Genomic DNA, 14,064 nt, shown 5'->3' with positions numbered 1-14,064 from the left:
CATGACCACCACCGCACCCGCCACCACCCAGAAGGACAAGCCGCTCGGTCAGTCCCAGTTCTCCGTCGCCTGGCAGCAGTTCCGGAAGAACCGCCTCGCGCAGGCCGGCGGCCTGATGCTGATCCTGCTGTACGTCATGGCGATCTTCGCGCCGTTCATCGCGCCTGACGCCCTGTCCTCGTACTCGACCAGCAACATCACCCGCTTCCACCCCCCAACCCCCATCCAGTTCCGTGACCCCGACACCGGCGCGTTCACGCGGCCCTACGTGTTCAAGTACACCCAGCAGCTGAACATGGACACCTTCGTGAACGAGTTCAAGCCCAGCGCGGAACGCTGCCCGCTGTACTTCGGGGTGCGCGGCGCCAGCTACAAGATTCTGGGCCTGTTCCCCGGTAACCTGCACCTGTTCGGCACGAACAAGGAAGACTGCAGCGTGTACCTGTTCGGGGGCGAGGACCTGGGCCGCGACCTGTTCACGCGCACGCTGTACGCCTCGCAGATCAGCCTGACCATCGGCTTCGGCGCGGTGCTGATCACCACCCTGATCGGCCTGATGATGGGCGCCATGGCCGCCTACTTCGGCGGGATCGTCGACACCGTCATCATGCGCCTCGTCGAGGTGCTCGCCGCCATTCCCTACCTGTTCCTGCTGCTGCTGCTGCGCAGCGTGTTCCCCCGCGACATCAACCCGATCCTCGCGCTGTACGTGATTCTCGGCATCCTGGCCTTCATCGGCTGGGGCGGACTGGCGCGCGTCACGCGCGGACAGCTGCTCAGCGTGCGCGAACAGGACTTCGTGTCCGCCGCCAAGAGCCTCGGCGCCAGCGACAACCGCATCATGTGGCGCCACATGCTGCCCACCCTGACGACCTACGTGATCGTCACGACCAGCCTCGCCATCCCCAGCTTCATCCTGCTGGAATCCGGCCTGAGCTTCCTGGGCATCGGCGCCGTGGAACCCTACGCGTCGTGGGGCAGCCTGCTCAAGGCCGCGCAGGACGGCGGGCTGAGCAGCCTGAACACCCGCCCCTGGGTGCTGATCCCCGGCTTCTTCATCGTGTTCACCGTGATGTGCTTCCAGCTGCTCGGCGACGGGCTGCGCGACGCCTTCGACCCGCGTAAGCGCGCCTGAACCCCTGTCACGCGCGGCGCGGCCAGCGAAATGGGCCGCGCCGCGCGTGACAAAACGCCCTAGAATCCCCAACGGTTGTATGATGCACAACGTGTTGAAAACGGAGGAACAATGACCCACCAGGGTGAAGTCCTGTTGGCCGTGAACGGCCTGAAAACTTACTTCAGTACCGACGACGGTGTCGTGAAGAGCGTCGACGGCGTGACCTTCCACATCAAGAAGGGCGAGACCCTCGCCGTCGTGGGCGAATCCGGCTCCGGCAAGAGCGTCACCAGCCTGTCGGTCATGCGCCTGATCCCCACCCCTCCCGGCAAGATCGTGGAAGGGGAGATCCTCTTCACCGGCAAGGACGGCGTTCAGAAGAACATCGTCACGCTGAGCGAAGCGGACATGCGCAAGATCCGCGGCAACGACATCTCCATGATCTTCCAGGAGCCCATGACCAGCCTGAACCCCGTCTATACCGTCGGGGACCAGATCGCTGAAGCCGTCATGCTGCACCAGGGCAAGAACAAGAAAGACGCCATGGGCGTCGCCACCGACATGCTGCGCTTCGTGGGCATCCCCGCCCCCGAGAAACGCGTCAACGAGTACCCGCACCAGATGTCCGGCGGGATGCGCCAGCGCGTCATGATCGCCATGGCCCTGAGCTGCAAACCCGCCCTGCTGATCGCCGACGAGCCCACCACGGCGCTCGACGTGACCATCCAGGCGCAGATTCTCGACCTGATGCGCAACCTGCAGAAAGAGGTCGGGATGAGCATCCTGTTCATCACGCACAACCTCGGCGTCGTGGCCGAGATGGCCGACCGCGTCGTCGTGATGTACGGTGGCCGCGTGGTCGAGGAAGGCGACGTCGTGGACATCTTCCAGGCGCCCCGCCACCCCTACACCATGGGCCTGCTGAACAGCATTCCCCGTCCCGGCGAGTACGAGCATGTCCCCGGGCAGCCCAAGGGCCGCCTGGAAGCCATCCCCGGCAACGTGCCCAACCCGCTGAACCTGCCCCCCGGCTGCGCCTTCGAGCCGCGCTGCAAGTTCGCCGTTCCCGACTGCTCCAAGGCGGTGCCCGCGCTGGAAGACACCGGGCACGGCCACATGTCCCGCTGCATCCGCTGGCGCGAATTCGCGCAGGCGCAGCGCGAGGTGACCGCATGACCGCCGTCAGCACCCAGACCCGCCGCACCATGCCCGCCACGGGCGACACCCTGCTGGACGTCCAGAACCTGGAGAAATTCTTCCCGATCCGCGGCGGCCTGCTGTCCCGCGTCGTCGGCAACGTCAAGGCCGTCAACGACGTGTCCTTCAAGATCGGGCGCGGCGAAGTGGTCGGCCTGGTGGGCGAATCCGGCTCCGGCAAGACCACCGCCGGACGCGCTATCCTGCGCCTGATCGAACCCACCGGCGGGCAGGTGCTCTTCAACGGCACCGACATCACCAAGCTGTCCAAGGGGCAGATGCGTGACTACCGCCGCGAGATGCAGATCATCTTCCAGGATCCCTTCGCGAGCCTGAACCCCCGCATGACCGTCAGCGACATCATCGGGGAGGCCATGCAGATCCACAACCTGCACCCCGGCAAGCAGCGCGTCGACCGCATCGCCGAACTCCTGCAGAAGGTCGGCCTGCGCCCCGAGCACATGCGCCGCTACCCGCACGAGTTCAGCGGCGGTCAGCGCCAGCGCATCGGGATCGCCCGCGCCCTGGCCGTGGACCCCGCGTTCATCGTCGCCGACGAACCCGTCTCGGCGCTGGACGTGTCCATCCAGGCGCAGGTCGTGAACCTGCTGCAGGACCTGCAGGAAGAACTGGGCCTGACCGTGCTGTTCATCGCGCACGACCTCGCGGTCGTCGAGTACATCTGCGACCGCATCATCGTGATGTACCTGGGCCGCGTCATGGAAATCGCGCCCAGCCGCGAACTGAACCGCAACCCCAAGCACCCCTACACGGAGGCGCTCCTGTCGGCCGCGCCCGTGCCCGACCCCACCGTCAAGCGCCAGCGCATCATCCTGGAAGGCGACATTCCCAGCCCGATCAACCCGCCGTCGGGGTGCGTGTTCCGCACCCGCTGCCGCTACGCGATCGCCGACTGCGCGAACATCGTCCCCGAACTGCGTGAAGTCAGCCCCGGTCACTTCAAGGCCTGCATCCGCGACGACATCCTGTAAGACTGTCCGGCCTGCACGAACAGCCCGCCACCCCACATCCGGGGCGGCGGGTTTTCTGTCGCGTTCCTGACGCCCACTCTCACATCTCATATTGAGCGGCGGGTCACCATCCAGACATGAAAAACAGCCTGTCAGTCGCCGCTGCCGTCGCCACCACCCTCGCCCTCGGCACCGCCAGCGCCGCCGACCTGCGCATCTACCCCAGCTTCACCGAGGTCCGCCAGCCCGTCACCGCCACCGGCACCAGCCTGAACGTCACCCTGCCCCAGTCCGCCTGGGAAAGCGTGCTGCCCGGCAGCCTCGACCTCGAAGGCCTGCCGTTCAGCAGCGCCGCCCAGACCCTCCAGAGCAACTGGCTGAGCGGCCTCGAAGGCCAGACCGTGTTCCTGCGCCGCGGCGACACCACCGAACCCGTCACGCTCGTGCGCGCCCGCGACCTGCTCGTCAGGGACGCCCAGGGCCGGTTCTTCAACGTGCGCTTCGAGGACCTGTCCTTCAGCGCCGCGCCCCCCCTGAACCCCCAGAGCCCCAGCCAGACCCTGACCTACACCCTGCCCCGCGCCGGAACCGGCACCCTGACCTACCTGACCCGCGCCGTCACCTGGAGCCCCCGCTACACCCTGAACGCCAGCAGCGCCGGCGCGAACCTGACCGCCCTGGCCGACCTGCGCAACACCACCGACCTCGCCTACGACGTGCAGAACACCGAACTGTACGCCGGAGACGTCACCGTGCAGGCCAACCCGCAGGCCGAAGCTGCCGGATTCGCCGCCGACACGGTCATGCGCGCCGTGCCCGCCACCGCCGCCCCCGTCCCCAAGATCCAGAGCCAGGGCGAACTGCGCGGCCTGACCCGCTACGACCTCACCACCCCCTTCACGCTGCCCGCCAACTCCGTCATCACCCTACCGTTCCTGACACCCAAACTCAGCCGATTCGAACGCTACGCCGGACTCGATACCTACTTCGGCACCGGCACCCGCACCGGCACCCTCAACCGCTCCTACCGCCTGGAAGCCGACCAGCGCCTCCCCGCCGGGCCCCTCACCGTCCGCGAGGACGGCCGCCTCGTCGGCCAGACCACCCTCCCCGACACCCGCAAAGGCGGCACCATCGACTTCTCCCTGGGCGAAGACCCCGACATCGAATACACCCGCACCACCGCCCAGACCGCCCAGGTCAAGGACGCCAAAGGCAACGTCACCAAGACCACCTACAAGGTCACCTACGCCTTCGAGAGCAGCAAGGACCGCGCCGTCCGCGCCGAAATCACCGAACGCATCGGCGGCCGCATCATCACCATCGACACCATGGCCCCCGTCAAAAACCAGGGCACCGCGAACCTGCGCGTGGACGTGCCCGCCAAGGGCAAGGTCAGCAAGAGCTTCACGGTCGTGATCGACAACAGCTGAGGCTTTTGTAGAGACTGGACCTTCGGGGTGCTCCTCGGGGGTCCGTATCGTTGGCGGCCCCACCCCCCAGCCCCCTACCCCAGAGGGGCAGGGGGGGCAGTCGCTGCGCTCGGCAAGAGGCTTTACTGTTGCGGCGCGGTCGGCATAGGCAGTGACGGGTCCGGCCTCGACGCCATCCTGCCGCCCCCGTCGCAGGCCCGCGCGCTACGCGCACGACGGCCGGTGGTTGTCTGCGGTCAGTAGGTGGGTGGGACGTTTCGCTCCGCTGATCGACTTTCTTCATGTCTTGCTCCTCCCCCCTGAGGGGGGAGGCCGGGTGGGGGTGACTCAGAGCTCAAAGCTCGCAGCCCACTCGCTCAGAGGATGCCGCCCAGATACTCCAGCACGTTCACTTTCACCGGCATGAAGTACGCGTGATGCTGCCGCTGGCGGGCGAAGGTCAGGAGGTCGCGGGCGAACACGCGGTTGCAGTCCAGGGTGGGCGTGAACGTGCGGGGAAACACCGCGTGGTTGCGGGCCCGCCAGTAGTTGAAGCTGGCTTCCGTGAGAATGCTCGTCGCGCCCCACCACACGTCCGTGCCGTCCGGCAGGAGGTCCGCCCAGGTGTCCAGCAGGCGCAGGTCGAAGAACGGCTGCGTGAAGAACCCGGCGGCGCCGGCGTCCAGCTTGCGCTCCAGGTAATCCCGCTCGCGCACGAACGACTGCCGGTACGGGTCCAGCCCGGCGTACACGCGCAGGTGCGGCGCGTCGCGGGTCAGGCGGCGGATCAGGTCCACGGCGTCCTGGTCGTACACCTTCGCGCTCATATCAATCGGCGCGTCACCGGTCACGACGAGCACCTCGCGGATACCGTGTTCCTCCAGCAGCGGCAGGAACGGCAGGGGCTCACGTGGGTTGAAGTCCACGGCGCGCAGGTGCGGAATCGCCGCGAAGCCGGGGCGGGCAAACCCACACCCCACCCAGGAGCGCAGCGAGTACCGCGTCAGGTCCGGAACGTTCACGGTATCCACGCCGCCCAGCGCGCCCGCGACCTCCGCGATCTCCGCGCGCAGGCCAGAACGGGACCGGGGCACCAGCTCGACAGACACGCGGGTCATGGGCGGCCTCCGGCCGCCGCAGAAGGCTGAAGGTCGATGGTCGAAGGCGCGGCCCTGCCATCTGCTATCTGCCTTCCGCCTTCCCCCGCTCCCGCGTCGTACGCGAGGATCGGTCCCAGCCAGCGTTCGGTTTCCTCGATGCTCTGACCCTTCCGGCGGGCGTAGTCCAGGATCTGGTCGCGGCCGATGCGGCCCACGGCGAGGTAACGCGCTTCCGGGTGCGCGAAGTACAGGCCGGACACGGCGGCGGCGGGCGTCATGGCGCACGATTCGGTCAGGGTCAGGCCGACCTCCCCGGCGTTCAGGAGGGTGAACAGCGTGCGTTTCTCGGTGTGGTCAGGCTGCGCGGGGTAGCCGGGCGCGGGGCGGATGCCCTGGTAGCGCTCGCGGATCAGGTCGTCGTTGCCCAGCGCCTCGTCGGGCGCGTAGCCCCAGTGCTGCACGCGGACGTCCCGGTGGAGTTTCTCCGCGAAGGCTTCCGCCAGTCGGTCCGCGATCGCCTTGACCAGAATGGCGTTGTAATCGTCGTGCTGCGCCTCGAACGCCGCCGCGAGTTCCTCTGCGCCGTGAATCGCCACCGCGAACGCCCCGATGTGATCCCCGTCAGGCAGGATGAAGTCCGCCAGCGCCGCGTTCGGCGTGGTCTGGTCGCGCTGCTGGCGCAGGGTGTGGAGGCGAGCGGAAGGCGGATGGCTGATCGCGGATGGCTGCCCACCTTCCATCTGCCACCTGCCATCTGCGGCAACCACGATGTCGTCTCCGTCGCGCCGGGCGGGCCACAGGCCGATCACGCCGCGCGCGGTCAGGAGCTTCTCGTCGATGGCGCGCTGGAGGAGGGCCTGCGCGTCGGCGAAGAGTTTGCGGGCTTCCTCGCCGCGCAGGGGGTCGGTGAGGATGTTGGGGTAGATGCCCTTCATCTCCCACGCGATGAAGAACGGCGTCCAGTCGATGAAGTCCAGCAGCTCCGCGATGGGCTGCTCGATGACCTGACGGCCCGGTTCGCGCGGGGCTGGCGGGACGGTGGGGGAGAGCTGCGGGGCGCGCTCGCGGGCCGTCCCGATGGGCACGAGGCGCACCTGCCGCCCGCCGTGCCGTTCGCGCAGCGCGTCGTACTCGGTGCGGACGCGATCCTGCACGCCCGCCGGGTCGGCCAGCAGGTCGGCGGTGGTCGTCACGGCGCGGCTGGCGTCCAGCACGTGCACCACCGCCCCCGGGTAGGCGGGGTCGATCTTCACGGCGGTGTGCGCGCGGCTGGTGGTCGCCCCGCCGATCAGGAGGGGCAGGGTCAGGCCGCGGCGGGTCATCTCGCGGGCCACGGTGACCATCTCGTCCAGACTGGGGGTGATCAGGCCGCTCAGGCCGATGACGTCCGCGCCGATCCGCTCGGCCTCGTCGAGGATCTTCTCGGTGGGGACCATCACGCCCAGGTCGGTGACCTGATAGCCGTTGCAGGCCAGTACCACCCCGACGATGTTCTTGCCGATGTCGTGCACGTCGCCCTTCACGGTCGCCAGCAAGACCTTGCCCTTGCCGCCGGCCTCCTGCTTCTCGGCCTCCATGTACGGCGTGAGGTACGCCACGGCGCGTTTCATGACGCGGGCGGACTTCACGACCTGCGGGAGGAACATCTTCCCGGCGCCGAACAGGTCGCCGACGACGTTCATGCCGTCCATCAGCGGCCCCTCGATGACCTTCAGCGGCGAGCCGAGTTCCTGGTACGCCTCCTCGGCGTCCGCGTCCACGAAGTCCGCGATGCCCTGCACGAGCGCGTGCTTCAGCCGCTCCTGCACCGGCAGGTCCCGCCAGGGGCTGCCCGCGCCGACCTCGCGCTTCACGCCCTTGTAGCGGTCGGCGAGTTCCAGCAGCCGCTCGGTCGCGTCGGGGCGGCGGGCCAGGATGACGTCCTCCACCGCGTCCCGCAGTTCGGGCTCAATGTCCTCGTACACGGCGAGCATGCCGGCGTTCACGATGCCCATGTCCAGCCCCGCGCGGACCCCGTGGTACAGGAACACCGCGTGCATCGCCTCGCGCACGTGGTTGTTTCCCCGGAACGAGAACGACACGTTGCTGATCCCACCCGAGACCAGCGCGCCCGGCAGGTTCGCCTTGATCCAGCGGGTCGCCTCAATGAAGTCGATGGCGTAGCGGTCGTGTTCCTCGATGCCCGTGGCGACGGTCAGCACGTTCGGGTCGAAGATGATGTCCTGCGCCGGGAAACCCACCTCCTCGGTCAGCAGGCGGTACGCGCGCGAGGTGATCTCAATGCGCCGCGCGAGGTTGTCCGCCTGCCCCTGCTCGTCGAAGGCCATGACGACCGCCGCCGCCCCGTAGCGGCGTAGCAGACGGGCGCGTTCCAGGAACTTCGCCTCGCCGTCCTTGAGGCTGATCGAGTTCACGACCGCCTTGCCCTGCACGCGCTTGAGGGCCGCCTCCAGGATCTCCCACTTGCTGCTGTCCAGCATCAGCGGCACGCGGCTGATGTCGGGTTCCCCGGCCAGCAGGTTCAGGAACTTCACCATGGCGGCCTCGCCGTCGAGCATGCCCTCGTCGAAGTTCACGTCCACGATCTGCGCGCCGTTCTCGACCTGCTGCCGCGCGATCTTCAGGCCCGCGTCGAAGTCCCCGGCCAGGATCGCCTTGGCAAATTTGGGGCTGCCGGTCACGTTCGTCCGTTCGCCGACGTTCACGAAGTTCAGTTCCGGCGTGACGTTCAGCGGCTCCAGGCCACTCAGGCGCAGCACGGGGGGCTGCTCGGGGGCCACGCGCGGCGTGATCTCGCGCACCGCCTCGGCAATCGCGCGGATGTGCTCAGGAGTCGTGCCGCAGCACCCACCCACGATGTTCACGAGGCCCTCGCGGGCGAAGTCGGCCAGCACGCCCGCCGTGTGCTCGGGCGTCTCGTCGTACTCCCCGAAGGCGTTCGGGAGGCCCGCGTTCGGGTGGACGGACACCAGCGCGTCCGTGTTCGCGGCGATCTCGCGCAGGTGCGGGCGCAGCAGATCAGCGCCCAGCGCGCAGTTCAGGCCCAGGCTGAACAGGTTCGCGTGCGAGGTGCTGATCGCGAACGCTTCCGGCGTCTGCCCGCTGAGCGTGCGGCCCGAAGCGTCCGTGATCGTGCCGGACAGCATGACCGGCAGCGTCTTCCCGGTGCGCGCGAAGGCCTCCTCGCAGGCGAACAGCGCCGCCTTGGCGTTCAGCGTGTCGAACACCGTCTCCAGCAGCAGCAGGTCGGCGCCGCCCTCGATCAGGCCCTCGGCGGCCTCGGTATACGCGGCGACCAGATCGTCGTAGGTGACGTTGCGGAATTCCGGGCGTTCCACGTCCGGCGAGAGGGTCGCCGTGCGGTTCGTCGGGCCGATGCTCCCCGCCACCCAGCGCGGCCTGCCGTCACGGGCGGTGAACTCGTCGGCGACCTCGCGCGCCAGCCGCGCGCCCTGCACGTTCATCTCGCGCGCCATGCCTTCCGTGCCGTAGTCCGCCTGACTGATCGTCGTGGAGTTGAAGGTGTTCGTGCTGGCGATGTCCGCCCCGGCCTCGAAGTACGAGCGGTGCACGGCGCGGATCACGTCGGGCCTCGTCAGTTGCAGCAGGTCGAAGTTTCCCCGGTACATCCGCAGGGGATCGGCGCCGTCCCAGCGGAAGTCGGCCTCGGTCAGTCCGGCCCCCTGGAGCTGCGTGCCCCACGCGCCGTCCAGAATCAGGATTCTCTTGCGCGCCTCGGCGCGGATATCGGTACTCATGGTCTACCCCTGTACAGCAGAAAGCCGCCCCTGGGCGGCCTCGAAAGTCCTTGCGCGAAGTCAGCGCCGCTTCTGGGCCACCCCAACCCGCTCGCGCCATCGTCAGCGCACCCACGCGGGTCTTCTCTGAAAGCACCGAGTGCCGCAATGAGGGCCGGTTGCCACGCCATCACAGGGCAGAAAATTCCCTCCGGCGGTTCTGGATGACCACGCCCGGCAGGCGCGGTTGTGCAGAGAATAGCGCGCTGCGTCCGTCCCACCCGGCGGGGTGCATGGACAGGCCCGCCGGGATCAGGGCGCCTTCACCCAACCTGAATGCTTTAGAAAGCAAAGTAAGGGGTTCGACAGTCGGCCCCCCCGCCGGCGCTTAAGGTGTCGCCCATGACCAAGAACATCCTCGTCGTGATGTCCAGCGAAGACCAGCTCCCGCTCAAGGACGGCCAGACGCACGCCACCGGTTTCTACCTCAACGAATTCGGCGTGCCCGCCCACCGCCTGACCCAGGAGGGCTACGAGCTGACCATCGCCACGCCCAAGGGGAACCGTCCTCCCATGGACCACGGCAGCGACACCAAGGACTTCTTCAAGGACGAGGCCGAGCACGCGCAGATCAAGGCCTTCGTCGAGCAGACCCTGAGCGGCACCGTCCACAAGCTGAGCGACGCCGCCGCGATCCTCGACCAGTTCGACGCGGTGTTCCTGCCCGGCGGGCACGCCCCGATGATTGAACTCATGCGCGACGCCGACCTGGGTAAGGTGCTACGTCACTTCCACGGGAAGGGCCAGCCCACCGCGCTGATCTGCCACGCGCCGGTCGCCCTCCTCGCCGCGCAGCAGGACGCCGCCGCCTACCAGACGGCCCTCCAGAACGGCGAGACGCCCGCCGCGCAGGACTTCCTGTACAGCGGTTACAAGGCCACCGTGTTCAGCACCCCCGAGGAACAGGACGCCGAGAAGACCTTCGAGGCCCCCATGCAGTACTACCCCGCCGACGCCCTGCGCGCCGCCGGCATGGACGTGCAGAACGGCGGGAAGTACACCAGCCACGTCGTAAGCGACCGTGAACTCATCACCGGGCAGAACCCCATGAGCGACGAGGAATTCGTCACCGCCCTCCTCGGCGCGCTGAAGGGCGACACGGTGAACGCATGAGTGTCATCGCCGTCCACGCCGTCATCACGCCTAAACCCGAGCACGTCGACACCGTCCAGGCCGAGATGCTGAACATGGTCCGCGCCAGCCGCCAGGAGGCAGGCAACCTCCGCTACGACCTGCTGCGCGAGGACAAGGACGGCGCGGTGCGGTTCCACGTGCAGGAACGCTACCGCGATCAGGCCGCCGCGCAGGCCCACCGGGACAGCGAGCACTACAAGGCGTACCGCGCCAAGGCCGGAGACTGGTTCGCCAGCGCCCCCGAAGTGACGGTGCTTCAGGAAATCGACGTCGCCTGACCCCCTGAAACGGAGGCCGCCACTGGGGTGTTTCCTGGTGGCGGCCTCGTGCTTGCTCAGCCCGGCGCGCTGACCGGACCTGCCGCCAGTGCCGCCAGCAGCGGACGCAGCACGTCCCAGCCCTCCTCGCCCCCCGGGGTCAGGAGGGTCTGCGCCTCTGCCGCGAGCGCCGAGGCGACCTCCCACTCGCCCTGATCGAAGGCCAGCGCCGCCTGCTCCGCCACGATCAGGCCCCGGAGCGACCCGGCGTTCAGGGTGCGGGCGCTGTCGTCCGCCTCGCGCAGCGCCTGTGCGGCCTCGCAGAACTGCCCCAGGCGGCGCAGGCACGCCCCCACCTTCCACAGGCTCAGTACCCGCCCGCGCGACAGGGTGCCAGGCGGCAGCACCTCCATTGACTGGCGGTAGGCCCGCTCGGCCTGCGCGAACTCACCGGACCGGTACGCGCCGTACCCCAGCCAGTACAGGACGTTCGACGCCCGCACCGGCAGCCGCTCGCGCGTCAGGGTCAGCGCCTCCTGCAGCCATCCGGCCGACGCGGGCCAGTCCTCCAGGCACGCCAGGGCCGCGCCGCCCTCCAGCAGCAGCGCCGAGCGGACATCGTCATCCAGCGCCCCGCCGAAACGCGCCAGGGCGGCCCGCACCTCCGCGACCGCCAGGGCGTACTCGTCCCGTTCCGTATGCCACTTCGCGCGGCGCGCGGCGAGATCCGCCCAGCACCCCGCGTCGTCCAGCCCGGCCGCCAGCTGTGTCAGCGCGGCCAGTTCCGCCTCGCGCCGCGGTTCGTCGTCCAGGTGACGGCACAGTTCACTGCGGGCCACCCGCACCGCGAACGCCTCACGCGGCGGAGCGCCGCACGCCAGCGCCCGCCCGTACAGCGCGAAGGCGTCCGCATGCGCGAACAGCCCCTCGGCCTCCCGCGCCGCCTGCACCCACAGCGGCCACGCCCGATTCAGCTCGCCGCCCCGCTCGAAGTGCCGCGCCACCGTGCCCGCCGGAGTGCCCGGCGGGGCCAGCGCCGCCAGCCCCGCGTGCAGGTGCGCCCGGCGCGCGCCACTCAGGCCGTCCAGCAGCGCCCGGCGGTGCAGGTCATGCCCGAACCGGAAGCCCGCGCCGTCCGGGGTGACCAGCCGCGCCTCCTGCGCCCGCTCCAGCTCGTCCAGCGCCTCCCCGACCGGCACGCCCACACACCCCGCCACCAGCGCGGGCGGGAACGCCTCGCCCCACAGCGCCCCGGCCTGCAGCAGCTGCCGCGTCACGCGCCCCAGGCGCTCCACGCGCCCCCGGATCGCCTGCGTCACCGACGGCGGCACTGGCACCTCGGCGTAATCCACCGTGAACGCATCGAACGGCGTGTGCCAGCGCCCACCCCGCTCGGACAGCACGCCCCGCTCGCGCAGGTCCCGCAGGGTCTCCATCAGGAACAGCGGGTGCCCGGCCGTCGCCGCGAACAGCCGCGCGCTGAACAGCGGCGCCTCGCTACCGGCCAGCCGCGTGATCAGCTCCGCCACCCCCTCCAGCGGCAGTTCCTGAAGGGTCAGACGCGGCGGGTTCACCCGCGCCAGGACCTCCAGCACGTCCGTCCGGCCCGCCAGTTCCTCCGGGCGGGCCGAGAGCCACAGGTGCCGCGCGCCCCGGTGCAGCGCCAGGAACGCCGCCTCCAGCGACCCGGCGTCCAGCCAGTGCAGATCCTCGGCGATCACGGGGCGACCCCCCGCCAGGGCCAGCAGCGCCTGCGCCAGCACGTCCAGCGTCGACCCCCGGTCCGGCAGGCCCGCCCCGCCCGGCGCCCCCAGCGCCGCCACGAGCGCCGGGCGCAGCGATTCCGGGCACCACGCCAGCGACGGCTGCGCCCGGAAGGCGTCCAGCAGCGCCCCGAACGGCAGCGGCGTGAGTTCCGGCGCGCCGCGCAGCACCAGCGAGTCCCCCGCCGCCCCGCGCAACAGCCGCGACTTCCCGATGCCCGCCTCGCCCAGCACCAGCATCGTCCGCGCCGCCCGCAGCGCCGCGACCTCCGCCGCGCGGCCCACGAGCGGCCCGGGCGGCCCACCTGCGGACGGCCCCGGGTCCTGCGCCAGTGTCTGGGCAAGCAGGCGCGTGGCGGGCAGCGGCTGGGCCTGCGCGCCGAGTTCCTCGCGCAGGCGGCGGCACAGCGCCCGGTACGCGTCCAGCGCCTCCTCCCGCTGCCCCAGCGCCGCCAGGGTCTCCATCTGCGCGCGCACGCTCCGCTCGCGCAGCGGCTCCAGACCCAGCGCCCGCGCGTGCGCCGCCAGCACGCCCGGCCACGCCCCCCGCGCCGCCTCGTGCGCCGCCAGCGCGTCCAGCGCCCGCAGCTGCTCGTCCAGCGCCTGCCCCGCCACCCGCTCCTGCCACGCGCCGAACTCCGCCGCGCCCGGCACGCTCAGGTGATCCAGGAACCGCCCTCCCACCAGGGCCGCCGCGCCCGGCGCGTCCCCCGCCGCCAGGGCCGCGCGCAGCGCGAGCAGGTCCACCTGCACCTCACCCCGCAGGGCCGCCGCCCCCGGCGTGACATCCAGCCACTCCGCCAGCCCCGAGCCCCGGAGGCGGTGCAGTTGCACCCGCAGGTTCCGGCGCGCTGCCTCCCCCCCCTGATCCGACCACAGCAGGTCGGCGAGCACCTCGCGCGGCGTCTCGCCCTCCAGCGCCAGGAACATGAGGAGCGCCAGACTCTTGCCCGTCACGTCCAGCAGCCCGGCGGGACCGGTCACGCGGGGCACGCCCAGCGTCCGCAGGATCAGCACTGACCCGGTGTTCATGAGTGCCCCCAGTGTACGCGCGCAACGCCCGCGCAACACCCCCCACGCCAGACTGCCCCGCAAGGAGACCCCCCGCGTGCCCCCCCCACAACCCCCCACCGCGTACATCATCCGCATCGAGCCGCCCACCCCCGCCACCCGCCCCACCGTGCACCTGGAACCCCAGGGCCGCCCGCAGGACACCCGCACCTTCCACGACGTGGACGAACTGCTGCGGCACCTCTGGCTGCTGCTGGAGGGCGGCGTACGCTGAGCAAAAGCAAGAGGTCGGGCGCGTCAAGGCC

The 14,064-nt window shown here is 69.9% G+C and carries 10 protein-coding genes; 7 read left to right on the top strand and 3 right to left on the bottom strand.

Annotation, left to right across the window (positions count from 1 at the left end; genetic code table 11):
- The first annotated feature begins 1 nt into the window (after position 1).
- The 4 genes from DEIGR_RS09610 (at position 2) to DEIGR_RS09595 (ending at position 4,718) form a co-directional block, all read left to right on the top strand.
- Positions 2-1,135 carry an ABC transporter permease gene (locus DEIGR_RS09610; RefSeq protein WP_058976761.1) on the top strand — a complete coding sequence of 378 codons (1,134 nt, stop codon included), beginning with the start codon at positions 2-4 and terminating at the stop codon, positions 1,133-1,135.
- Between the two features lie 111 nt (positions 1,136-1,246).
- Positions 1,247-2,293, top strand: a complete 1,047-nt coding sequence (locus tag DEIGR_RS09605; protein ID WP_058976760.1) for an ABC transporter ATP-binding protein — start codon at positions 1,247-1,249, stop codon at positions 2,291-2,293.
- The gene (locus DEIGR_RS09600) at positions 2,290-3,306 is read left to right on the top strand and encodes an ABC transporter ATP-binding protein (protein WP_058976759.1); all 1,017 of its coding nucleotides are present in this window, start codon (positions 2,290-2,292) and stop codon (positions 3,304-3,306) included. The genes DEIGR_RS09605 and DEIGR_RS09600 overlap by 4 nt, the downstream gene beginning before the upstream one ends.
- Positions 3,307-3,422: 116 nt before the next feature.
- Positions 3,423-4,718 (top strand): DUF4139 domain-containing protein, encoded by a 1,296-nt coding sequence (locus DEIGR_RS09595; RefSeq protein ID WP_058976758.1) that lies wholly within the window; start codon positions 3,423-3,425, stop codon positions 4,716-4,718.
- A gap of 356 nt (positions 4,719-5,074) precedes the next feature.
- On the opposite strand, the gene DEIGR_RS09590 is transcribed toward DEIGR_RS09595, so the two are convergent.
- Both DEIGR_RS09590 and metH read right to left on the bottom strand, forming a co-directional pair.
- Complete coding sequence (locus tag DEIGR_RS09590; protein ID WP_058976757.1) at positions 5,075-5,815, bottom strand: methylenetetrahydrofolate reductase; 741 nt, start codon at positions 5,813-5,815, stop codon at positions 5,075-5,077.
- The gene (gene metH / locus DEIGR_RS09585) at positions 5,812-9,555 is read right to left on the bottom strand and encodes a methionine synthase (protein WP_058976756.1); all 3,744 of its coding nucleotides are present in this window, start codon (positions 9,553-9,555) and stop codon (positions 5,812-5,814) included. Before metH ends, DEIGR_RS09590 begins: the two co-directional genes overlap by 4 nt.
- A 381-nt stretch (positions 9,556-9,936) precedes the next feature.
- On the opposite strand from metH, the gene DEIGR_RS09580 reads away from it, so the two are divergent.
- Both DEIGR_RS09580 and DEIGR_RS09575 read left to right on the top strand, forming a co-directional pair.
- Complete coding sequence (locus tag DEIGR_RS09580) at positions 9,937-10,707, top strand: type 1 glutamine amidotransferase domain-containing protein (RefSeq protein WP_058976755.1); 771 nt, start codon at positions 9,937-9,939, stop codon at positions 10,705-10,707.
- On the top strand, positions 10,704-11,006 hold the full coding sequence (locus DEIGR_RS09575; RefSeq protein WP_058976754.1) for a putative quinol monooxygenase: 303 nt from the start codon (positions 10,704-10,706) through the stop codon (positions 11,004-11,006). Before DEIGR_RS09580 ends, DEIGR_RS09575 begins: the two co-directional genes overlap by 4 nt.
- A 56-nt stretch (positions 11,007-11,062) precedes the next feature.
- Here the strand turns inward: DEIGR_RS09575 and DEIGR_RS09570 are convergent, their stop codons facing one another.
- Entirely contained in the window at positions 11,063-13,780 is a 2,718-nt protein-coding gene (locus DEIGR_RS09570) for an ATP-binding protein (protein WP_058976753.1), read from the bottom strand.
- Here DEIGR_RS09570 and DEIGR_RS20840 point away from each other — a divergent pair.
- Entirely contained in the window at positions 13,779-14,033 is a 255-nt protein-coding gene (locus DEIGR_RS20840; RefSeq protein WP_058976752.1) for a hypothetical protein, read from the top strand. The genes DEIGR_RS09570 and DEIGR_RS20840 overlap by 2 nt on opposite strands.
- Positions 14,034-14,064 lie beyond the last annotated feature (31 nt).

Origin of the sequence: Deinococcus grandis (genome assembly GCF_001485435.1) — a bacterium.
Classification (GTDB): Bacteria; Deinococcota; Deinococci; order Deinococcales; family Deinococcaceae; genus Deinococcus; species Deinococcus grandis.
The sequence above is the reverse complement of the archived record's forward strand: the minus strand, read 5'-3'. Positions and strand labels throughout refer to the sequence as shown.

What these genes read in the sequence shown, in the direction of transcription:
- DEIGR_RS09590 (WP_058976757.1), bottom strand. Translation starts at nt 5,815, where the DNA reads ATGACCCGCGTGTCTGTCGAGCTGGTGCCCCGGTCCCGTTCTGGCCTG.
- metH (WP_058976756.1), bottom strand. Translation starts at nt 9,555, where the DNA reads ATGAGTACCGATATCCGCGCCGAGGCGCGCAAGAGAATCCTGATTCTG.
- DEIGR_RS09570 (WP_058976753.1), bottom strand. Translation starts at nt 13,780, where the DNA reads ATGAACACCGGGTCAGTGCTGATCCTGCGGACGCTGGGCGTGCCCCGC.
- DEIGR_RS09575 (WP_058976754.1), top strand. Translation starts at nt 10,704, where the DNA reads ATGAGTGTCATCGCCGTCCACGCCGTCATCACGCCTAAACCCGAGCAC.
- DEIGR_RS09580 (WP_058976755.1), top strand. Translation starts at nt 9,937, where the DNA reads ATGACCAAGAACATCCTCGTCGTGATGTCCAGCGAAGACCAGCTCCCG.
- DEIGR_RS09600 (WP_058976759.1), top strand. Translation starts at nt 2,290, where the DNA reads ATGACCGCCGTCAGCACCCAGACCCGCCGCACCATGCCCGCCACGGGC.
- DEIGR_RS09610 (WP_058976761.1), top strand. Translation starts at nt 2, where the DNA reads ATGACCACCACCGCACCCGCCACCACCCAGAAGGACAAGCCGCTCGGT.
- DEIGR_RS20840 (WP_058976752.1), top strand. Translation starts at nt 13,779, where the DNA reads ATGAGTGCCCCCAGTGTACGCGCGCAACGCCCGCGCAACACCCCCCAC.
- DEIGR_RS09595 (WP_058976758.1), top strand. Translation starts at nt 3,423, where the DNA reads ATGAAAAACAGCCTGTCAGTCGCCGCTGCCGTCGCCACCACCCTCGCC.
- DEIGR_RS09605 (WP_058976760.1), top strand. Translation starts at nt 1,247, where the DNA reads ATGACCCACCAGGGTGAAGTCCTGTTGGCCGTGAACGGCCTGAAAACT.